Annotated in this window: 17 protein-coding genes and 2 tRNA genes; 8 read left to right on the forward strand and 11 right to left on the reverse strand. The window is 54.4% G+C overall.

Annotation, left to right across the window (positions count from 1 at the left end; all coding sequences use genetic code 11):
• The first annotated feature begins 46 nt into the window (after positions 1–46).
• Together ABLV75_RS23805 and ABLV75_RS23810 are read left to right on the forward strand one after the other, a co-directional pair.
• Complete coding sequence (locus tag ABLV75_RS23805; protein WP_004103523.1) at positions 47–2734, forward strand: cation-transporting P-type ATPase; 2688 nt, start codon at positions 47–49, stop codon at positions 2732–2734.
• 240 nt (positions 2735–2974) lie between these two features.
• Positions 2975–3904 carry an alpha/beta hydrolase gene (locus ABLV75_RS23810; protein ID WP_004103520.1) on the forward strand — a complete coding sequence of 310 codons (930 nt, stop codon included), beginning with the start codon at positions 2975–2977 and terminating at the stop codon, positions 3902–3904.
• Between the two features lie 64 nt (positions 3905–3968).
• Here the strand turns inward: ABLV75_RS23810 and ABLV75_RS23815 are convergent, their stop codons facing one another.
• Positions 3969–4376: a cupin domain-containing protein gene (locus ABLV75_RS23815; RefSeq protein WP_004103518.1), complete on the reverse strand. Its 408-nt coding sequence runs from the start codon at positions 4374–4376 to the stop codon at positions 3969–3971.
• A gap of 127 nt (positions 4377–4503) precedes the next feature.
• Here ABLV75_RS23815 and ABLV75_RS23820 point away from each other — a divergent pair, with 127 nt between their 5' ends.
• Positions 4504–5421: a LysR family transcriptional regulator gene (locus ABLV75_RS23820; RefSeq protein ID WP_004103516.1), complete on the forward strand. Its 918-nt coding sequence runs from the start codon at positions 4504–4506 to the stop codon at positions 5419–5421.
• A 62-nt stretch (positions 5422–5483) separates the two neighbouring features.
• On the opposite strand, the gene ABLV75_RS23825 is transcribed toward ABLV75_RS23820, so the two are convergent.
• Both ABLV75_RS23825 and mtfA read right to left on the reverse strand, forming a co-directional pair.
• Positions 5484–5559: transfer RNA gene (locus ABLV75_RS23825), tRNA-Asn, on the reverse strand.
• 100 nt (positions 5560–5659) lie between these two features.
• Positions 5660–6460: a DgsA anti-repressor MtfA gene (gene mtfA / locus ABLV75_RS23830; RefSeq protein WP_162556705.1), complete on the reverse strand. Its 801-nt coding sequence runs from the start codon at positions 6458–6460 to the stop codon at positions 5660–5662.
• A gap of 90 nt (positions 6461–6550) precedes the next feature.
• On the opposite strand from mtfA, the gene ABLV75_RS23835 reads away from it, so the two are divergent.
• Positions 6551–6640 (forward strand) — tRNA-Ser (locus ABLV75_RS23835).
• A gap of 229 nt (positions 6641–6869) precedes the next feature.
• Here the strand turns inward: ABLV75_RS23835 and ABLV75_RS23840 are convergent.
• Positions 6870–7925, reverse strand: a complete 1056-nt coding sequence (locus ABLV75_RS23840) for a porin (RefSeq protein WP_004103512.1) — start codon at positions 7923–7925, stop codon at positions 6870–6872.
• 637 nt (positions 7926–8562) lie between these two features.
• Between ABLV75_RS23840 and drpB the strand changes: the two genes are divergently transcribed.
• The 3 genes from drpB to ABLV75_RS23855 are packed head-to-tail and all read left to right on the forward strand — an operon-like array spanning position 8563 to position 11066.
• Complete coding sequence (drpB, locus tag ABLV75_RS23845; protein WP_004103510.1) at positions 8563–8844, forward strand: cell division protein DrpB; 282 nt, start codon at positions 8563–8565, stop codon at positions 8842–8844.
• A 42-nt stretch (positions 8845–8886) separates the two neighbouring features.
• Entirely contained in the window at positions 8887–9582 is a 696-nt protein-coding gene (locus tag ABLV75_RS23850; RefSeq protein WP_004103507.1) for a phosphohydrolase, read from the forward strand.
• A 56-nt stretch (positions 9583–9638) separates the two neighbouring features.
• The gene (locus tag ABLV75_RS23855; RefSeq protein WP_032704702.1) at positions 9639–11066 is read left to right on the forward strand and encodes a DNA cytosine methyltransferase; all 1428 of its coding nucleotides are present in this window, start codon (positions 9639–9641) and stop codon (positions 11064–11066) included.
• A gap of 47 nt (positions 11067–11113) precedes the next feature.
• Here the strand turns inward: ABLV75_RS23855 and ABLV75_RS23860 are convergent, their stop codons facing one another.
• From ABLV75_RS23860 to ilvD, 6 genes are all read right to left on the reverse strand, one after another.
• A complete protein-coding gene (locus tag ABLV75_RS23860; RefSeq protein ID WP_004103505.1) occupies positions 11114–12637 on the reverse strand; it encodes an altronate dehydratase family protein in 1524 nt (507 codons plus the stop codon).
• A gap of 63 nt (positions 12638–12700) precedes the next feature.
• Positions 12701–14050 (reverse strand): MFS transporter, encoded by a 1350-nt coding sequence (locus tag ABLV75_RS23865; protein ID WP_004103504.1) that lies wholly within the window; start codon positions 14048–14050, stop codon positions 12701–12703.
• 57 nt (positions 14051–14107) lie between these two features.
• Positions 14108–14869 carry an aldolase/citrate lyase family protein gene (locus ABLV75_RS23870; RefSeq protein WP_004103500.1) on the reverse strand — a complete coding sequence of 254 codons (762 nt, stop codon included), beginning with the start codon at positions 14867–14869 and terminating at the stop codon, positions 14108–14110.
• A 1-nt stretch (position 14870) separates the two neighbouring features.
• On the reverse strand, positions 14871–15767 hold the full coding sequence (locus ABLV75_RS23875; RefSeq protein ID WP_004103498.1) for an NAD(P)-binding domain-containing protein: 897 nt from the start codon (positions 15765–15767) through the stop codon (positions 14871–14873).
• An 11-nt stretch (positions 15768–15778) separates the two neighbouring features.
• On the reverse strand, positions 15779–17083 hold the full coding sequence (locus tag ABLV75_RS23880; protein ID WP_004103496.1) for an FAD-dependent oxidoreductase: 1305 nt from the start codon (positions 17081–17083) through the stop codon (positions 15779–15781).
• A gap of 52 nt (positions 17084–17135) precedes the next feature.
• Positions 17136–18848 (reverse strand): dihydroxy-acid dehydratase, encoded by a 1713-nt coding sequence (ilvD, locus tag ABLV75_RS23885; protein WP_004103495.1) that lies wholly within the window; start codon positions 18846–18848, stop codon positions 17136–17138.
• A gap of 272 nt (positions 18849–19120) precedes the next feature.
• Between ilvD and ABLV75_RS23890 the strand changes: the two genes are divergently transcribed.
• Positions 19121–19834: a GntR family transcriptional regulator gene (locus ABLV75_RS23890; protein WP_004103492.1), complete on the forward strand. Its 714-nt coding sequence runs from the start codon at positions 19121–19123 to the stop codon at positions 19832–19834.
• 200 nt (positions 19835–20034) lie between these two features.
• Here the strand turns inward: ABLV75_RS23890 and ABLV75_RS23895 are convergent, their stop codons facing one another.
• Positions 20035–20754: a dienelactone hydrolase family protein gene (locus ABLV75_RS23895; RefSeq protein WP_004103490.1), complete on the reverse strand. Its 720-nt coding sequence runs from the start codon at positions 20752–20754 to the stop codon at positions 20035–20037.
• Between the last annotated feature and the right edge of the window lie 2 nt (positions 20755–20756).

Below are 20756 nucleotides of genomic sequence, written 5' to 3' on the forward strand. Positions count from 1 at the left end.
GGCCTGAGGCTGTCCTGATTTCCGATACAGGAGTGAGGAGATAACTATGAATACAGAAAAACCGGGCGGCCCGTTCTATCAGCTCTCCGTCGAAGAAACCCTGACCAGCACCAACAGTACCCCGGACGGCATCAGCGGTGCTGAAGCGGCAGCGCGCTTGCAGCAGTACGGCGAGAATGCTCTACCGCAAAAAGCAGGAAAGCCGGCATGGCTGCGCTTTCTGGCGCATTTTAACGATGTGCTGATCTATGTGCTGCTGGCGGCGGCGCTGCTGACGGCGGTCATGGGGCACTGGGTGGATACTCTGGTGATCCTGGGCGTGGCGGTGATTAACGCCCTGATCGGCCATATTCAGGAGAGCAACGCGGAAAAATCGCTTCAGAGCATTCGCAACATGCTTTCCAGCGAAGCGGTGGTCGTTCGTCAGGGCAACCATGAAACGATCCCGACAACCGCTCTGGTACCCGGCGATATCGTCGTGATCCGCGCCGGCGATCGCATCCCTGCTGACCTGCGGGTTATCGAAGCGCATAACCTGCGGGTGGAAGAGGCGATTCTGACCGGCGAATCGACGGTGGTGGAGAAAAGCACCGAGGCGCTTAGCGGCGAGCTGCCGCTTGGCGATCGTACCAATCTGCTGTTTTCCGGCACCACGGTGAGTTCGGGCGGCGGAAAAGGCCTGGTGGTGGCCACCGGCGGCGATACCGAGCTGGGTCATATTAACCAGATGATGTCGGATATCGAAAAACACCGAACGCCGCTGCTGGTGCAGATGGATAAGCTCGGTAAAGCCATTTTTATCATCATCCTGGTGATGATGGCCGCGCTGTTTGTCTTTAGCCTGCTGTTCCGCGATATGCCGGTTTCTGAGCTGATGCTGTCGTTGATTAGCCTCGCGGTGGCGTCGGTACCGGAAGGTTTACCGGCAATTATCTCCATTATTCTCTCGCTCGGCGTGCAGACCATGGCCCGTCAGAAGGCGATTATCCGCAAGCTGCCTACGGTGGAAACCCTCGGGGCCATGACGGTGATCTGCTCGGATAAAACCGGCACGCTAACCATGAACGAGATGACGGTGAAAGCCGTGATAACCGCCGATAAAGTTTATCGGGTGGAGGGCGACAGCTACGAGCCGATAGGGAATATTCACCCGATCGATGAGCCTGCGCCGGTAACCGTTGCGCCGGGCACGCTGCTGGAACGTTATCTGCGCACTATCGATCTGTGTAATGACAGTCAGCTTATTAAAGATGAAAGCGGGCTGTGGAAAATTACCGGCGGCCCGACCGAAGGGGCGTTGAAAGTGCTGGCGGCGAAAGTCCCGCTCCCGGCGGTCAGCACTGAGCTGCGCAGCAAAATTCCCTTCGATTCACAGTATAAATATATGTCGACGCTGTACCGCATCGGCGATGAAGAGATGATTTTGATTACCGGCGCGCCCGATGTCCTGTTCCGCCTGTGCCAGCATCAGCAAACCGACCATGGCCTGGAGCCGCTCGACCAGCCTTACTGGGAAGGCAAAATCGAAGAGTATGCGCGGGAAGGGCTGCGGATGGTGGCGGCAGCGTGGAAACCCGCCGCCGACGGTCAAACGGAACTCACCCATCAGGATTTGCAGCAGGGCGTCATTCTGCTCGGGATTGCCGGGATGATGGATCCGCCGCGGCCGGAGGCGATTACGGCCATCGGCGACTGCCTGCAGGCGGGGATCCGCGTGAAGATGATCACCGGCGACCATCCGCAAACCGCGATGAGTATCGGCAAGATGCTGGGGATTGGCAATGCGGAAAACGCCATTACCGGCAGAGAGCTGGAGGTGATGGACGACATTCAGCTCAGCGAAGCCGCGCAGAAATTCGATATCTTTGCGCGTACCAGCCCGGAGGATAAATTCCGCCTGGTGCAGGCGCTGCAAAGCAAAAAAGAGGTGGTCGGGATGACCGGCGACGGGGTGAACGACGCCCCGGCGCTGAAGCAGGCCGATGTCGGTATTGCGATGGGGATTAAGGGCACCGAAGTGACCAAAGAGGCCGCAGATATGGTGCTGACCGATGATAACTTCGCCACCATTGCCAGCGCCGTCAGGGAAGGCCGCCGAGTGTACGATAACCTGAAAAAGACCATCCTCTTTATTATGCCGACCAACCTCGCGCAGGGGTTGTTGATTATTATTGCGCTACTGGCGGGAAATTTAATTCCGCTGACGCCGGTGCTGATCCTGTGGATGAACATGGCGACCTCCGCCACGCTGTCGTTTGGTCTCGCTTTTGAGGCAGGTGAGAAGAACATCATGCGCCGGCCGCCGCGCGACCCTAAGCTGCACGTGATGGACGGCTTTGCTATCTGGCGGGTGATTTTTGTCGGGTCGATGATTGCCGTCAGCGCCTTTGTTCTTGAAGCCTGGCTACAGCCGCGCGGCTATTCGCCTGAGTTTATTCGTACGGTGCTGTTACAGACGCTGGTTACTGCTCAGTGGTTCTATATGCTCAACTGTCGCGTGGCGGATGGCTTCTCGCTGAGTAAAGGATTGCTGGCGAACCGGGGGATCTGGATTGTCAGCGGCGTGCTGCTGGTGCTGCAGCTGCTGATTATCTACGCGCCGTTCATGCAGATGCTGTTTGGCACCGAAGCGCTGCCGTTCCGCTACTGGGTTATCACTTTTATTATCGGTTTTGTGATGTTCCTGATTGTGGAAGTCGAGAAGCCGCTGACCCGGAGATGGCGTACGGCCTGATATTGACCAGAAAGCGGCACTTTAAGTATCCCGGCTCAGTGCGGCGCGAGCCGGGATACTCCCGAATAGCGGCTATCGCCTTAGCAGGATGACAAGACTGTCCGGGGGCCCGATGATGTGATGACTGGCTATCCCGGGCAGGCACAACGCTGCGCCTGCGAGGCTAATCGCGTAGCTTGCAATTGAGATTGATATTAGCAATCATTATCAATAACGATAATGTGCCGGAAAAATTAACCGATGTCGCTTCGCAACTCTTGTTTCGCTTATTCGCCGAAAGGGCGGATTTTTATCGCCGCGCTGGTTACCACCTTGTATGCACTTAACGCTTACGCCAAACCCGATATGAGCCCGCTGGGGCCGAATATCGCCGACCGCGGTTCCGCGTATTATCATTTCAACGTCACGACCTTCGATTCCTCCGATGGTGAACGACATTATAAGGTCTGGACGGCGATACCGAATACGGCGCCGCCCGCGCAGGGGTATCCGGTTCTGTACGCCCTGGACGGCAACGCGGTGATGGACCGGTTGTCCGACACGCTGCTCGAAAAGCTGACGCAAAAAGCGCCGCCCGTCATTGTGGCCATTGGCTATCAAACGAATTTGCCCTTCGATCAAACTGCCCGAGCCTATGACTATCGGCCGAAAGTCGAAGAGGATCCCGCCGATAACCGCTGGGATCGGCGGAAAAGCGGCGGTAGCGGGGCGTTTCGCCGCCTCTTAGAGGATACCATTATGGAAAAAGTTGAGCGTGGGATCGCTATCAACCCGCAGCGACGGGCTATCTGGGGGCACTCTTACGGTGGATTATTTGTTATTGATGCCTGGCTGACGTCATCCCGCTTCCAGCTCTATTTCTCTGCCAGTCCTTCTCTGGGAAGAGGCCAAGCCGCGCTGTTAGACAGAATGGCCGGGGCAAAAGGCGAGGCGTTTAATCGGAACGCCTTATTCCTGATGGAGGGCGCGGTTGCGACGCAGCGCGGTTCTTCCGCCGGGGCAGTGGATACGCGCAGTAAAGTTCAGCAGACGGTTTCCCGGCTCAGGAAAAATGGCGTTGCGGTCAGCTGGTGGCCTTATCCCGGCCTGTCGCACGGGGCAATGTTCAGTGCCTCGTTGCAAAGCGCGCTGCTGACGATAAGCGGTTTTCCCCGGGGCTCGGGCAATTAGTCGAAGATGCATTTTCGCATACCGCCGAATGAGAGCAGGGCGGCGAGCCCTGCTGTTTCGATGCTTAAGGTAGCTGACGATAGGCGTCGTCGGCGACCGGCTCCAGCCATTCGTTAGACGCACCTTCGGCAGGGACGGCAACGGCAATATGGGCAAACCAGCTGTCGGCGGCCGCGCCGTGCCAGTGCTTGACGCCTGCGGGAATATTCACAACATCGCCCGCGGTTAGCTCTCGCGCCGGTTGATTCCACTCCTGATACCAGCCGCGTCCGCCCGTCACCAACAGGATCTGCCCGCCTTTATGGTGAATATGCCAGTGGTTACGGCAGCCGGGCTCAAAGACCACGTTACCGATATTGACCCCTTCCGTGGAGAGCATATTCAGGTAGCTGGTGCCCTGAAAATACTGCGCATAGGCCTCATTTTTCTCCCCTTTGGGAAAAATGCCGTTACCGTCAAATTGTTCGTTCATAGTATCTCCACATTTCAGTTTCGGGCGTTTAAGCAGCCCATCTGGACTGGCAGAACAAAGTGTAGAGAAGGTTTGATTAAATGATAAGATGGTCAAATATGAATACACTGGTGCAAAAAATTCACCAATGATGAGCAAAGAAAAACTCAACGATCTGCAGGCCTTTGTCACCGTAGCTCAGGAGCGAAGTTTTACCCGGGCGGCTGCAATGCTGGGGGTTTCCCGGTCGGCATTGAGCCATACGCTGCTGGGTCTGGAAGAGCGTCTGGGGGTGCGGTTGTTAATCCGCACCACGCGTAGCGTGTCGCCCACCGATGCCGGAAATCGCCTGCTGGCCGTACTGGCGCCGCGGCTGAATGAAATAGAAAATGAACTGGCTTCGCTGCGCGCTTCACGGGATAAACCCGCCGGCACGGTACGCATCACCGCCAACGATCATGCCATTGTCACCGTGCTATGGCCCCGCCTGCATCCATTATTAAATCGATATCCGGATATCCATATTGAGTTCAGCGTTGGCTATGAGTTGACCGATATTGCCGCCGGGCGCTTCGATGCCGGCGTGCGGATGGGCGATCAGGTGGACAAAGATATGATTGCGGTGCGCATTACGCCCGATGTGCAGATGGCGGTGGTTGCCGCGCCCGGCTATCTTTCCGGCAAAGCGGCGGTGGAGAGGCCTGAAGACCTGATGGCACACAACTGCATCAATTTGCGTTTGCCCACCCACGGCGCGCTTTACGCCTGGGAGTTTGCAAAGGGCAGCCAAAAAACCAGCGTTCGCGTCGAAGGGCAAACCGTTTTTAATAATACTTTTTTGATGATTCAGGCCGCTTTGGACGGGGCAGGGATTGCCTATGTTCCTCACGACCTGGCGGCGAAATATATCGCTAACCGACAACTGGTGCCGCTGCTGGCCGACTGGTGCCCGGTTTTCCCGGGGTACTATCTTTATTATCCTGGCCGGAATCATCTTCCGACGGCGTTTACGCTGGTGGTTGACGCCCTGCGCTGGCAGGCAGTAAATTGCGCAGCAAAAGGGTGAAGTAAGACGGGGTTATTGCCAGAAAAGCAAAAAGCCTGCTTGAAAGCAGGCTTTTTAGAATTTGGCTCCTCTGACTGGACTCGAACCAGTGACATACGGATTAACAGTCCGCCGTTCTACCGACTGAACTACAGAGGAATCGTGTGAACGAGGCGAATACTACTGGTCTCGTATTTTTGTGTCAACACTAAATTTAACTTGCTGATTCAAATGGCTAAATTTAGTGCAGGTCGTTGTTTTAGTGTACTGCCGGGCTATCGCCATCCTCCTGCGGGCTATTCTCGCGTAATCTCTCCAGTGGATCCTGGCGATAGAAATGGCAGAAACGCTGCCAAAGCGCGGGAAAGCGTGGGGCAAACAGCTCAGGGGCGCTGAAGAAGTATTCAGAGAGCACCGCAAAACATTCGGCAGGGTCGCTGGCCGCATAAGCGTCAATACTGGCGGCGCTTTCGCCGACCAGATCGATCTCATCCTGAATATTGTTCATCGCTGCATGGAGATCGTGTTCCCAGCCAGCGACTTCGCGTAGCGGAATGAAGGGTACGCCGCTTGCGCGATCGCCATTGCGGGTATCCAGCTTATGCGCCACTTCATGGATAATCAGATTGAAGCCAGAAGCGTCGAAGGAGTCCTGAATATCCAACCAGTTGAGAACGATCGGCCCTTGTTGCCAGCTTTGCCCTGATTGTACGATTCGCTGGCTATGCACCAGGCCGATATCATCTTCCCATTCGTCGTCGACAACGAACGGAGCAGGGTAGATGAGCACCTCGTGAAAACCATCTAACCACTCGATCCCCAGTTCGAGAACCGGCAGGCAAAACAGTAGCGCAATACGCGCGCTCTGCAGGTGAGTGAGCTCAAGCCCCTGTAATGCAACCAGACGCTTTTGCTGCAAAAAGCGGGAAGCCATTTGCACCAGCTGCTGATGCTCATGGTCGGAGAGGTTGGCTAACACAGGGATGGCAAGCGCCTTTTCCCAGGGGATTTCCGCGTTGCCGGACTCTTCATCTACTTTCCAGGGCCATTTAAACATCATATTGCTCGCAAAGTCGTCACTTGAACTGATTTAAAGAGACAGGAACTATTAAAATGCCAAAGAACCTGGCATTATAGCAACCTCAACAGCGGAGAGATGCCGGAGCGGCTGAACGGACCGGTCTCGAAAACCGGAGTAGGGGCAACTCTACCGGGGGTTCAAATCCCCCTCTCTCCGCCACTATTCAAACACTTACGTGATTTCCTTTCAACGACTCCCGTCACAAATGGTATCGTGCCTTTTTAAGGCTACAATCATCATCTTCCTGGTTTACTGCTCTGGCAATCGTTAGAGATCGCAACATTGTGTGTTTGACTCGTCGCGATGCCAACGGTTTACAGATGAGGTTCGCTGTTAAAAAACAAAAAACCCGCACGAGGCGGGCTTGAGATAAATGCACTAAACAATCTTAGAACTGGTAGGTGATACCTACAGCGAACTGATCGTCAGTTGATGCGCCAGTGATATAAGAATCTTCGTCATCCACCAGGTTGAATTTGTATGCGGTGTAAACGTTGAAGTTCTTGTTGAAGTAGTACCAGGTACCCAGTTCAACGTAGTTCATGATATCGGCATCACGGTTACCGTTCAGGTCTTTGCCTTTGGCATAGACGTAGCCCAGGGACGGACGCAGGCCGAAGTCAAACTGATACTGAACAACGGCTTCAATATTCTGAGTCTTGTTAGCAAAGCCACCATACTCCATGTGAGTCATGTTATGGGACTCACCGTACATGACAGATGCGTAGACGTTATTAGCATCATATTTAGTGGCGAGGCTCCAGACTTCAGCGTTTTCGCCTCTGCGGTCCGCAGCCTGTTCATCAGTACGGTCAGAGTTGCTGTATGCGCCAACGAAACCGAAGCCGTCGATGTTATAGTTAACGGAGAAACCGAAGCCGTCGCCGTTGGCTTTAGCGCGGTCAGTGTCGTTGTTTTTACCCTGATACTGCAGAGCAAAGTTCAGGCCATCTACCATGCCGAAGAAATCGGTGTTGCGGTAGGTTGCTACGCCGTTGGTACGCTGAGTCATGAAATTGTCAGTTGCGATCAAACCATCGCCACCCCATTCAACCAGCATGTCGGTGTAACCTGCCGCGTCATAAACCACGCCGTAGTTACGACCATAGTCAAATGAGCCGTAGTCGCTGAATTTCAGACCAGCAAACGCCAGACGGGTATCATCAGCCTGCTGACCTTCTGGTTTGTCTGCTTTGATATTGTATTCAAACTGGCCGTAACCGGTCAGTTCGCTGCTGATCTGGGTTTCGCCTTTAATGCCGAAACGCGCATAGGAGGTATCGTCGGAGTTGTTGTTGTCGCCATCATGGGTCATGATGTGCTCGCCAACCATTTTGCCGTAGAAATCGAGTTTGTTGCCGTTCTTATTATAGATTTCTGCTGCATTAGCCGCGCCAGCGACTAATAAAGCTGGAACCAGAATTGCCAGTACTTTTCTTTTCATTATATATTCCCTTTTAATCATAATTAATATGAATTGTGTCACTCCCTCCGGGTTGACTATTTGATACTAGCGATTAAGTTCATTTTTCTTTAAGTGAAATATGTAAGTAAATTATATCTAATATTACAAAATGTTTCTGTTATATTCATTATATTTAAATTCTATCATTTTGTGATGACTTATATTTTGTTTTTATGCTTATCAATAACAATAGTTTATGCGTTTTGGCTGAATTATTCTTGTTACAAATAAGTTGCATGAAGGCTATGATTGGTTTTTTTGTATTTATATATTTAATGTATTATTTAGATGACTCGCAAGGAGCAATTTCGTGCAGCGAGAAGGCGTTTTCATGTGCGTGGTTTAATAAAATTAAATATTGTAAATGCAATGCAGATGCCGGCGAAAATGACCGCGAGAATGTATTTTTATCATTATTTTGTATTATTTCAAACGGCAACAAATTGATTAAGTATATATGGCGGCCTCTCTGGTATTGAACAAAACTCGCGCACTCGGGCGTCCCGGTCAGCAAGATCTGCTACCTTGCAAGAATTTTGATTATATAATGTGATGGATATCACTATTTTTCACTGCGTCCGTGATGTTGGTTGTTGAATATATGGAGAAGACATTAATGGAAGAGAAAGCGAAAAGAAGTCCTGGCGGGAAGCTGGCACTATGGGCGTTTTACGCTTTTTGCGGCTATTTCCTGTGGGCGATGGCGCGTTACTGGTGGGTTGTCGGGCAGATCCAAAGCGTACCCGGCGCGACGATTGACGGTGAGCTCGGTTCAACGGCAGGGAAATGGATCGGCGCGCTGCTGGGATTTCTGGTATTGGGCATTGTCGGCGCTATTCTCGGCGCAATTGCCTGGTATACGCGTCCTGATCCGCAGATGTATGAACATCACGAGTAAAGTTGCTATGCTCGTTGCTGACCTGATCTCAAAGGAGCGCGCATGGATCTTTATCAATGGCAGCAACGATTTGAAGCCTGGCTAAGTGAACATCACTCGCAAGGGGATGCCGCTCACGATATTTCACACTTCCGCCGGGTATGGGCCACCGCGCAGCAACTGGCCGAAGAGAGTGATGCTGATCGGCTGGTGATCCTCACCGCCTGCTATTTTCACGATATTGTCAGCCTGGCGAAGAACCATCCTGAGCGTAGCCGCTCTTCGGCGATGGCTGCGGAACAAACGCTGACTATCCTGCAGTCAGATTTTCCCGATTTTCCGCCGGAGCGCTATGCGGCGGTTCTGCACGCCATTGAAGCGCATAGTTTTAGCGCGGGGATGGCTCCCCGCAGTGAAGAAGCGAAAATTGTCCAGGATGCCGATCGGCTGGAGGCTTTGGGGGCGATTGGCCTGGCGCGCGTATTCGCGGTATCCGGTGCGCTGAACAATATCTTGTTTGATGCCGACGATCCCTTTGCCGATCGGCGTGAACTGGATGATAAAAAATACGCGCTGGATCACTTCCAGTGCAAGCTGCTGCGTTTACCGGAAACGATGCAGACAGAAAAGGGTAGGGCGATGGCGCTGCACAATGCGCGCTTTCTGGTTCAGTATATGGCTAAGCTCAGCGCCGAACTTCGCGGAGACCCGATGTCCCTTGATGACAAGGTTTTGCAGCGCTTTGATCCACTAGCATAAAACTGCCCGCGCTATTTATGGTAACCTCTGCAAAAATAGTCGGGCTGGTTGAGGTTATGGCGCAAAATTTATCCAAGGAAAATCCCCCGTCTTTTAAGGTTGAGCATACCGAAGAAGACGCGCAGACGTTATTGCGCCAGCTAATGGCAATTTATGACGTTAAAACGCTGGTGGCACAACTGGTAGCCGTCGGTGAGCAGCACTGGAGCCCGGCTATCCTCAAGCGCGTTGCGACGGTATCGCGCGCGGCAGGGCGCATAAGCGCGCAGGAGCAGGCACATCTTCGTTCGCTCCTGCCGCAGCCTCCAGCGCATCATCCCCACTATGGATTCCGCTTCGTCGACCTGTTCGCCGGCATCGGTGGTATTCGTCACGGTTTTGAGGCGATTGGCGGGCAATGCGTGTTTACCAGCGAATGGAATAAACATGCGGTGCGCACCTATAAAGCCAACTGGTACTGCGATCCTGAGCAGCATCGCTTTAATGAAGATATCCGCGACGTCACGCTGAGCCATCTCCCTCAGGTGAGCGATGAAGACGCCGCGCAGCATATACGCCAGGCAATCCCGCAGCATGACGTACTGCTGGCCGGCTTCCCCTGCCAGCCTTTTTCACTGGCCGGCGTCTCAAAGAAAAATGCCCTTGGACGCGCTCATGGTTTTGCCTGTGAAACCCAGGGAACGCTGTTCTTTGACGTGGTAAGGATCATCACCGCCCGCCAGCCGCCAATTTTTGTGCTGGAGAACGTCAAAAACCTGAAGAGCCACGACAAGGGGCGGACCTTTCGTATCATTATGCAGACGCTGGATGAGCTGGGTTACGAGGTTGCCGATGCGGCGCATACCGGAGCGGACGATCCTAAGGTGATTGATGGACGCCATTTTTTACCTCAGCATCGGGAACGGATTGTGCTGGTGGGTTTCCGGCGTGACCTCCAGCTCCATGAGGGGTTTACCCTGCGCGATATTGCCCACCTCTATCCTGCCAGCAGACCTACTTTTGGCGAGCTGCTGGAACCCACGGTTGACGACAAGTTTATCCTCACCAGGGTGCTGTGGAAGTATCTCTATCGCTATGCGCGTAAGCATCAGGAGCGAGGGAACGGTTTTGGCTACGGGCTGGTTGATCCAACGAATCCGCACAGCGTGGCGCGTACGCTCTCTGCCCGCTATTACAAAGATGGCGCGGAAATCCTCATCGATCGCGGCTGGGATCGGCCGTTAGGCGAAAAATATTTTGATGACCCGGAGAATCAGTTGCGTCGTCCGCGCAGGCTGACACCGCGGGAGTGCGCGCGTCTGATGGGTTTTGAGACGCCGCAGGGGTATCGTTTTCGTATCCCGGTCTCGGACACTCAGGCCTATCGCCAGTTCGGCAACTCGGTCGTGGTGCCGGTATTTGCTGCGGTAGCGAAGCTGCTGGCACCGCGAATCGAAAAAGCGGTAGCCATGCGTGAATCGGCTGAGTTCAGCGAAAGCCATTGATAGCAGAACGGCATGGTTCAACCATGCCGTATATCAGTGTTAAACTCTTACGCCAGTACCCCAATCGGCCAGGGAACAAACTCGTTTTCCCCTAATCCCAGCGCTTCACTCTTACTTTGCTCACCGGAGGCAATGGCGATGATTTTTTCGAAGATCGTCTCCCCCATCTGACGCAGCGTGGCGTCGCCATCGATGACCGCGCCACAGTTGAGATCCATATCTTCCGTCATACGCTGATACATCGGAGTGTTGCTGGCAAGCTTCACTGTCGGTGCGGGCATTGAGCCAAAGCAGGAGCCGCGCCCGGTGGTGAAGGCAATCATGTTGGCCCCGCCAGCAACCTGGCCAGTAGCTGAAACAGGGTCATATCCGGGGGTGTCCATAAAGACCAATCCTTTTTGCGTTACCGGATACGCATAGCGGTACACCTCCATTAGCGGAGAGTTACCGCCTTTTTTAGCCCCGCCCAGTGATTTCTCTAGCACGTTTGCCAGTCCGCCTGCGTTATTGCCAGGGCTAACCCGGCCGTTGATCTGGCAATCGCGTCCTTTATTATATTCCAGCCACCAGTTGATGCAGTCGACGAGTTTTTGTCCCACTTCGGGGGTGACGGCGCGCGCGGTGAGAGTGTGCTCAACTCCGAAAATTTCAGTGGTTTCCGAGAGAATCGCGGTTCCGCCTTGTTCGACCAGTAGATCCATCGCAACGCCCAGCGCCGGGTTGGCGGAAAGCCCGGAGAAACCGTCGGAGCCACCGCACTGTAGCCCGATGGTCAGATGCTCAACGGAGACCGGCTGGCGTTTGATTGTATTAGCTTGCGGCAGCATGGATTCGATAATAGCGATACCTTCATCAATGGTTTTCCGCGTTCCTCCGGTATCCTGAATCACCAGTTTGCGCAGCATGGGAGACTCTTCAAGACCCATTTGTTCAAAGAAACCGTGGATGTTGTTGCGCTCGCAGCCCAGCGCCACAACCAGCGCGCCAGCGGTATTAGGGTTGTTGATATAACCTGCTAATGTGCGGCGCAGTAGATCCATGGGTTCCCCGCTCATCTCCATGCCGCAGCCCAGTTCATGAACATAGGGCACGACGTTGTCAACGTTTGGCCATGCTTGCAGGCGTTCTTCAGTAAAGTGAGCGGCTATTTTACGCGCCACCGTCGCGCCGCAGTTTCCAACCACGAACACGCCGAGAATATTACGCGTCCCGACTCGACCATCTTCACGCACGTAGCCGTTGAAGGTCCGTCGCTGATCTGGCGGAACGGTTTGTACCGGGCGATAGTCGCGACTAAAGGCGTAGTCACGCTGAAAATCTTCAAACACGATGTTGTGGCTATGTAGCCATGTGCCTGGCGGGAGGTCCTCAGGCGCGAAGCCGATGACTGTGTTGTACTTGAGGATCGGTTCGTCTTTTTTAATAAGTCTTGTTGCTACCTTGTGCCCCAGCGGAACATCCTGCAGCGTGGTTATATTCTCGCCAGCGATCGGGGTACCGGAGGCGATGGCGACCCGGGCGACCACGACGTTGTCTTTTTCATCAAGACGGATAACCGGAGATTTTGTCATAACATTGCTTCCTTATTTATTTCTTTAGTTTCTGCCCGCTTGCCGGCGGAAAGAATTTAGGTTTCAGGCTTCACGTTTTTGCATGGAGGCAGCGTCATCACGTGGAGCAATTTTCAGGCGCTCAATCTTACCGACGATGAACCAGTAGCTGCAGACGGCGATAATGCCGTGGGTCCCAACGAAGACCAGCGCGTTGGCGAAAGAGCCTGTTTCTTGCAGGATGTAGCCGATCACCACCGGCGTGACGATGCCCGCGATGTTACCCAGCGAGTTGAACAGGCCGCCGGTGGTACCGATGATCTCTTTCGGCGCGGTATCCGCGACCACCGCCCAGCCCAGGGAGCCAAAGCCTTTGCCGAAGAACGCGGCGCTCATCAGGAACATCACCAGCGCTTCTGAACCTACGTAGTTGCAAAGGATCATACTGGCGCTCATGGTCAGACCGATGGTGATCGGGACCTTACGTGCCAGGCTCAGATTGTTGGTTTTACGCAGCAGCCAGTCGGAGAAAAAACCGCTCATAATGCCGCCCACCAGCCCGCAAATTGCCGGGACAGAGGCCATAAAACCGGCCTGAAGAATTGACATCCCGCGCTCTTTCACCAGATAAATCGGGAACCAGGTCATAAAGAACCAGGTAATCGCGGAGATGCAGTACTGGCCGATGAAAATTCCGATCAGCATCCGGCTTTTGAACAGCTGGCCGATCTCCTGCCAGCCTGCGCGCTTGCGTTCGCCTTTTACGCTTGCAACGGTGTCCAGTTCAACCAGTGCGCCGCCTTCCTTCAGGTACTCCATCTCTTCGTTATTGATTCCTGGATGCCTGGTCGGGACGTAAAAGAATTTAGACCAGCAGAAAGCGATGATGATGCCGATGACGCCCATGACGATAAATACGTGATCCCAGCCGAAGGCGTGGCATAGCCAGGCCATCAGCGGAGTGAATATCGCCAGTGAAGCGTACTGCGCGCTGTTAAAGATGGCGCCGGCAACGCCGCGTTCTTGCGAGGGAAACCAGGCCGCGATGATACGACCGGCTGAGGGGCCAACTGGCGATTCGCATACGCCGAGCAAGAAGCGCAGGATTAGCAGGGCCGGGACAACAAAAGTGATGTAGCTGACTAGTCCCATAAATACTGTCATCACTGACCACAGCAGGATCCCGAGAAACATGGCCCGTTTGGAGCCAACTTTATCGGCCACCCAGCCCGCAGGCGTCATACTGATGACGTACGCCCAACTGAACGCGGAGAAGAGATAACCAATTTCAACGGCGGTAATACCGAGCTCTTTTTGCATCTCCGGCCCGGCAACGGAGAGCGTGGCGCGATCCCCGGTTGCCAGCGTTAAGACAAGGGTTATCATAAATAAGATGTAATATCGGGCGTGCGTTTTCTTGCCTGCAATGCTCATTGTGCATTCTCCCGTTCCGGCAGCTAACGCCGGAAAAGTTTGTAGGGTAGAGAGTGGTTATTGGTTTTTTATTTGTAAGTAGTGTCTTGCGCCGCTCACCAGATGTGGGGTGAGCGCAGTCACCAGATAATGAGCGCCCCAGCTTATCGCCTCAGCCGCGCGCTCCGGAGTTCCCACGTAGGTTCCGGCAATATTGCCGCTGGCGGCGATTTTGCGAATACAGCGCTCTATGGTTGCCAGCACATCGGGATGGTTGAGATCGTGTCCATAACCCATCGAAACGGCCAAATCCCCCGGCCCGATGAAGTAGACGTCGGCCAGCCCGGTGGCGAGGATCTCATCCAGGTTTTCTACCGCTTCTATTGTTTCAATATGTACCGATAGTATCCGCGAGGCGTTGGCTTCAGCCAGATAACGCGCTTTATCAGCGCACATTCCGTAGCTGGCTGCGCGCGGCAGGAAGGCAACTCCGCGTTCGCCCTGCGGGGGAAACAGCGTGGGCAGGGCGGCGGCGCGGGCATCTTCTACAGTATTGACCAGCGGTACCTGTACGCCATCGGCGCCGAAATCCAGCGCTTTGCGCATATATTCAGCCCGGTTGTATGGAACGCGCACCAGGCACGGCACCTGCTGACAATGAGAGGCGCGCACCATATCTTCCACCGTTTCCGGGTTCATATTGCCGTGCTCGTTATCGATAAGCACAAAATCAAATCCGATGGCAGCGGTAAATTCAGTTATTGCTGCTGAAGGGAAGGTAACAAAGCAGCCGTGTAACGGCCCGTCGCGGAGCCGTTGTTTCAAATCGGGAAAACGCATGTTAGCTCCTTGCTTTGACCTGGATGCCGGAGAGCTGCTCAAACACTTTTATGATGTTGGAGTGATCTTCGTTGCCAACGCCCTGCGCTATGCAGGTTTTATATAATTCGCGCACCAGGCTGGCGATTGGCATGGGGGAGTCAATACCCTGGCTGAGCTCCATTGCCAGATTGAGATCTTTGTACTGCAGACGAGTCATAAATCCGGGCTCGAAGTTACGCTCCAGCAGCAGGCTACCGCGAATATCCAGCGCGCCACAGCGGGCGTATCCGGCGGAGAGCACCTCGACGATTTTGGCCGGATCGACGCCAGCCTTTGCCCCCATCACCAGCGATTCCCCCAGCGCAGCCATAGTGGCGGCGGCCAGAACCTGGTTACAGGATTTCACCACCTGGCCTGCGCCGTTGTCGCCGACATGAGTGACGCGGCAGCCAAGCACTTCGAGTACCGGTTTACAGCGTTCAAAGACTTCGGTTTCGCCGCCCACCATAATTGACAGCGTACCGCCTTTCGCGCCTTTATCACCGCCGCTTACCGGGGCATCAAGCATTCGTGCTCCCAGCGACTTGATGGTGTCAGCAAATTGCTTTGTCGCCAGCGAAGAGATGGTGCTCATATCGATAACGACTTTACCTTCACGCAGCGCTGGTGCCAGGCCATTTTCACCGAACAGGACATCTTCCACCTGCGGCGTATTCGGTACCATGGTGATGGTGATATCTGCCGCTTCGGCGACCGCACGAGCGGATGCCTGACCGATAGCGCCATCACGGGCAATCTCTTCCACATCCTGCGCCACGATGCTGTAAATATGGACGCTGTAGCCTGCTTTCAGCAGATTGCGTACCATCGGTTTGCCCATAATGCCCAGACCAATAAAGCCTAAAACTGGTTTCATCTGTATCACCCTTAATAAGTTTGGTATTCAATAATGCTGCGCAGCTCCGCAACATCGATATCTGCGAATGCGCACCCTTCGCGATGGCTTAACCAGGCGGCCGTTCCGGCTGCGAAGCCCGTCAAAAAGCATTGCGCGGTGACGCGGGCCGAGGCCAACGCCTCATGCTCGGCGCTCAGCGTACGGCCTGCTGTAATTAGGTTGGGAACGTCTTCTGGCACCAATGTGTCGTACGGAATGTCGTACCAATCATTGTCGAGGTAGAACATAAAGATGCCGTCCTGGCCGTGTGCTTCGATGCACCAGGCGCTGCTGGCAACTTTGCGTTCGCTTTTGCGCGCCTGGAAAACATCGTCGTTGGTCAGGCGGTAGCGACCTGCAATGGTCCGACTCTGGCGGATGCCAATTTGCGCCGCGACATCGTTCAGGCGCGCCTGCTCGAATCCAGGAACCCAGGCGCGTAGGAAACGCTCGTATTCGCGTACCTGTTTGCGTCCCTTCAGTTCGGCAAACGTCAGATCCTCTGCGCAGGTGGCGTCAATCGGTCTGCCATCGTCGCGCAAAATGCTGGTGACGTTGCACATCACTTCGTCGGGGCGAGGTGAGGGCAGCAGATAGATATGCTTGCGCGGCAGGTGATATCCCTGTGCCTGCGCAGCTTCAACCCAGGCCTCCAGTTGGGCGACCGGGTGGCCAATGCCGCGTTCGATATCGACATTGCTCATACGAAACACCATGGTCGGATACTGGACCATACCGTTGCGCCCGCAGGTGTACGGGACGCCCGCTTTGACGCAGAGATCGCCATCGCCGGAGGCATCGATAAAGCGGCGGGCGGTTATTAACTGGCGTCCGCTTTTGTTCTCAATAATCACACCGAGCAGCTGATTGCCATCCATTACTACGTCAGTGGCAAGGGTGTGGAATAGCACCCGTGCGCCGCTGTCGGAGAGTAAATCGTCGGCCACCTCTTTCCAGGTGTGCGGCTCATGGACGACCAGCCGCGTTTCGCCAAACGGGAACGGTTCGCTGACGGCACCCCGGTGTTTCAGATGCTGGTAAAATTCACCGGCAAAACCGTGCACCAGCTGCTTATGGGGGCCTTTGCCGGAGGTAAACAGGCCGCAAATCGCGCCCGACATACCCGCTGTCGCCATACCACCGCAAAAACCGTAGCGTTCAATCAGCAGGGTATTTTCCCCAGCTCGCGCAGCGGCGGTGGCTGCCGCAACACCGGTTGGACCACCACCCACTACCAGAACATCAACGTCGTAGGTGACGGGGATCTTGTTGGCGACTTCGTGCCAGGTTTGCATGACGTGCCTCCTCTGTCATGAGGGTGAGACAGTCACCCTCATAATTTAATGATTAGTCGATATTTTTCGCGTGGATGCGTCGTTTCCCCAGCACTGCGCCCTGCGCAATCGGCTGGACCAGTTGGGCATATTGCGACAGATAGGTGCCGCTTCCGCCGCCCAGCGGCAGAGGTTTGGGCTGCCATTGCGCCAGACGGGCATCAATCACTTCCTGCGGAACATCCATATTGATGCTGAGGTCGGTGAAGTTGATATGTACGGTTTCGCCTTGTTCTATCACCGCCAGGGGCCCGCCTGCGGCGGCTTCAGGCATTAGTTGGCCAACGATAATTCCGCGATTCAGGCCCGAGAGTTCACCATCGGTGATCACCGCTACGTGCGCCGCGATTCCCGCGCCGTTGAGGGCTGCTACAAAGCTACAGGCAAACACCGTACCGGGGCCGCCAGCTGGACCCATATTGCGCAGAACAATCACGTCGCCTTTCTGTATTTTCCCTTCGCTCAACGCTTCAATGGCTTCGTCTTCACCTTCGTAGATATTGGCTGGACCGGTAAATTGTTCCAGCTCTCCCGGTACGGCGGAGAGCTTAACAATCGCGCCGTCCGGAGCGAGGTTGCCGCGCAGGATGGCGACGCCAGGGCGCTGGCTGACCGGGTTATCCAGCGTGCGGATCACCTCGTGATTTTTTACTACCGCGTCTTTAATGTTTTCACCGACGGTTTTTTGCGTGACCGTTAGTGCATCCAGATTGAGGAAGTCGCGCAGCTGATTCATCACCGCCGTAGTGCCGCCCGCCGCTTCCAGATCTTCAGTGCGGAAGGGACCGTTAGGGCGAACAGAGGTCAGCAACTTGATGTCTTTTCCGTATTTTTCATACAGGCTGACCACATCGATGGGGAGTTCCGCCTCGGTGGCAACCGCAGAAAGGTGGCGAACAGTATTGACTGAACCGCCGACCGCCAGCACGGTCATCACTGCGTTCTGAATCGCTTTTTCGGTAAGGATGTCGCGCGGCAAAACCTGTTGCTGAGTGAGTTCGACGATCCGCTTCCCGGCGGCCTGGGCGTACTCTTTTACCTTACGACCGTTGGCCCAGATCGGTGAGTTGCCCGGCAGCGTCATGCCTAATGCTTCGGCGACGATATGCATGGAGTTAGCGGTACCCAAACCGGCGCAGACGCCCGGCGACTGGATTGCGACATCGGTCATGTCGGTCAGTTCTTTTTCGCTGATGGCACCTGTTGCCAGCGCGCCAACCTGCTCGTAAACGTCATCAATATCGAAGAACTGATCGTCGAATTTTTCATTTGAACACTTGCCGCCCACCTGATAACCGCAGGTCAGCAGCAGGGAAGGGACATTCAGCCGCGCCGCCGACATCAGATGCGCTGGCGTGGTTTTATCGCAGGAGGAGAGGCAGATCATCCCGTCCAGCACCGCGCCTTCCATCATGCATTCCACTTCATTGACCATCAGGTCGCGGGTCGGCATCAGATAACGCGCTTTTTTCCCGGCGCTGGTGACGAAGTCGCTGGGGGCGACGGTGCGCACTTCAAACGGTAGTCCGCCTGCATCGCGGATTGCCTGCTCGACGATCCGGCACAGTTCATCCAGATGGACATAGCAGCAGGAGAGTTTGTTAGAGGTATTAATGATCGCGATCTTCGGTTTATACATGTCTTCTTCGCGGATCCCCATGCTGCGCCATTGCGCACGACGTACTGCCCAGCGGGTGGATCCCGGCTTGAAATTGCTTCTGTACATCTTGAATTCCTTTATCGGGTTGTGGTTTTACGATCCGAAATATCCTCTGTTTGGGTTGGTTGTCCAACCAATTTTTAAGGGAAATGTAATTAAGATCACATAACGGAGGATTTTTAGACGTTTTTGCCCATGAAGATGGAAAAATAGCGCACCTGGCAGTCAATAGTGGTACAGTGGTCCATCCAATTTATGATTGCAGTGATTGATGGCGACGCCGCGCAGGGAAAATAACCGCTTGTAAGCGCGAAACGTCGTTGGGAAGAGGTAACGGTATGCCGGACAAGAATAAATTTACGATGATCCCTATTAAGCGCACGGATGTTTTTCAGACGATCATTCAACACATTACAAATCTGCTCGACAGTAAGCAGATCAAACCCGGCGAGCGGCTGCCCTCGGAGCGCGAGCTTGCCGAGATGCTCAACGTCAGTCGCACGTCGGTGCGCCAGGCGCTGAAGGTGCTTGAATCCTCCGGGCGTATTGAGACTCGTGTGGGGAGCGGAACCTTCTTAACCGAGCCACCGGCGGTGTCGCTTAGCGATACTCATAGCCTGTCGAAGCTGATTGAAGGCGGGGTAACGAAAGAGTTTCTGCGCAATCTTATCGTGGCGCGGACCTCTATTGAACGAGCCATCTTTGAAGACTACGCCTGGCGCGCTAATAAAACGGGGATTAATCAACTGCGGGAGCTTATCGAGTTTAACCGGGAAAAGTTTTCGCGTCAGGATTGTGATGACGATGATAGCGCGCTGGATCTGAGCTTCGAGAAAAAAGTGGCGCAGCTCGGCGGTAACCCTATTTTGATCAACATGCAGGAACAGATCCATCATCTTTGGGTACTGGCGTGGAAACAGTATGGTTTTACTCCAGAGCAGACTCAGGTGCTGCATGAAGAACACTTAGGCATTCTGGATGCGCTGGCGGCGAAAAACTCGCAGCGGGTGGCGGATCTGATTGTGCAGCATGTAGATAAAGAGATTGACTGAGCTGGCCGTCATATGTGATTTTTCCCGGCTCGCGCTGCGCTTAGCCGGGCTACAGGTTCCCACTCGTCTGCGGGCGTGGTTTTTTCCCTGGCTCGCGCTGCGTTTAACAGGGCCACAGCTATCTGTAGATGGGGAGCCCGGATAAGGCTTTTACGCCGCGACCCGGGGATTCCCGGTATGACTGTACTGAGCTAATGTTGCTAAACCGGCAGAACCCGGTGGAAAAAATCGATGCCCGCCTCAACCGATTGCTGGTTGATTTTATGCCCCGACAGCGGATCGATAAGACAGGTGAGGTCGCCACTGCCGATGGCCTCTCTGAGGCGTTCAGCATATTTAACATCAACAACGGTGTCCTGCTGACCGTGCCAGACAAACAGCGGACGCTGCGCCAGGCGTTCTTCTTTCCCGGCAATGTCATAAGGTGCAATCCCATGCAGGCAGGCTGCCAATGCGCTGGCCGTTGGGGGATGGATCTCGCTTATTGCCTCGGTAAAATAACCACTTGCCATATAGGCTGCTCCGGCCTGAATTTCCGGATACTGCGCCATCGTCCCCAGTACAGCGAAACCGCCCATCGAAGTGCCCATTACGCCCAGTCGTGAAACATCACCGAGCTTTTCCTGCTGGCAAGCGGCCAGCAGCGCGGGAAATGTCTCTAACGAGTGCTGTAAAATTGACCAGAAAGAGGCGTCGCGAAGTGTAGTATCATCCCTGGCGCTATGCATCATCGCCTGCGGACACACCACGCTGTAGCCCGCCTGCGCCAGCATATATCCCAGATTGGCATCCAGTTCTCTGGATGCCATGAAGCGATGAAACAGAATGATAAGCGGCCTGTCACTGGCTGCGTCATCATCTGCCCGGAACCAAAGTACAGGTGTTTTTACCAGCAGGCGGTCTGAAATAACGATATCCATTG

The sequence above is a fragment of the Klebsiella sp. CN_Kp066 genome, from assembly GCF_040065135.1.
GTDB classification, from domain to species: Bacteria; Pseudomonadota; Gammaproteobacteria; order Enterobacterales; family Enterobacteriaceae; genus Klebsiella; species Klebsiella oxytoca.

Excerpts from the sequence above, each read along its gene's own strand:
- ABLV75_RS23890 (WP_004103492.1), top strand. The coding sequence starts at position 19,121 with ATGCCGGACAAGAATAAATTTACGATGATCCCTATTAAGCGCACGGAT.
- ABLV75_RS23855 (WP_032704702.1), top strand. The coding sequence starts at position 9,639 with ATGGCGCAAAATTTATCCAAGGAAAATCCCCCGTCTTTTAAGGTTGAG.
- ABLV75_RS23875 (WP_004103498.1), bottom strand. The coding sequence starts at position 15,767 with ATGAAACCAGTTTTAGGCTTTATTGGTCTGGGCATTATGGGCAAACCG.
- ABLV75_RS23815 (WP_004103518.1), bottom strand. The coding sequence starts at position 4,376 with ATGAACGAACAATTTGACGGTAACGGCATTTTTCCCAAAGGGGAGAAA.
- ABLV75_RS23805 (WP_004103523.1), top strand. The coding sequence starts at position 47 with ATGAATACAGAAAAACCGGGCGGCCCGTTCTATCAGCTCTCCGTCGAA.
- ABLV75_RS23880 (WP_004103496.1), bottom strand. The coding sequence starts at position 17,083 with ATGCAAACCTGGCACGAAGTCGCCAACAAGATCCCCGTCACCTACGAC.
- ABLV75_RS23850 (WP_004103507.1), top strand. The coding sequence starts at position 8,887 with ATGGATCTTTATCAATGGCAGCAACGATTTGAAGCCTGGCTAAGTGAA.
- ABLV75_RS23810 (WP_004103520.1), top strand. The coding sequence starts at position 2,975 with ATGTCGCTTCGCAACTCTTGTTTCGCTTATTCGCCGAAAGGGCGGATT.
- ABLV75_RS23865 (WP_004103504.1), bottom strand. The coding sequence starts at position 14,050 with ATGAGCATTGCAGGCAAGAAAACGCACGCCCGATATTACATCTTATTT.
- ABLV75_RS23870 (WP_004103500.1), bottom strand. The coding sequence starts at position 14,869 with ATGCGTTTTCCCGATTTGAAACAACGGCTCCGCGACGGGCCGTTACAC.
- ABLV75_RS23860 (WP_004103505.1), bottom strand. The coding sequence starts at position 12,637 with ATGACAAAATCTCCGGTTATCCGTCTTGATGAAAAAGACAACGTCGTG.
- ABLV75_RS23895 (WP_004103490.1), bottom strand. The coding sequence starts at position 20,754 with ATGGATATCGTTATTTCAGACCGCCTGCTGGTAAAAACACCTGTACTT.
- ABLV75_RS23840 (WP_004103512.1), bottom strand. The coding sequence starts at position 7,925 with ATGAAAAGAAAAGTACTGGCAATTCTGGTTCCAGCTTTATTAGTCGCT.
- ilvD (WP_004103495.1), bottom strand. The coding sequence starts at position 18,848 with ATGTACAGAAGCAATTTCAAGCCGGGATCCACCCGCTGGGCAGTACGT.
- mtfA (WP_162556705.1), bottom strand. The coding sequence starts at position 6,460 with ATGATGTTTAAATGGCCCTGGAAAGTAGATGAAGAGTCCGGCAACGCG.
- drpB (WP_004103510.1), top strand. The coding sequence starts at position 8,563 with ATGGAAGAGAAAGCGAAAAGAAGTCCTGGCGGGAAGCTGGCACTATGG.
- ABLV75_RS23820 (WP_004103516.1), top strand. The coding sequence starts at position 4,504 with ATGATGAGCAAAGAAAAACTCAACGATCTGCAGGCCTTTGTCACCGTA.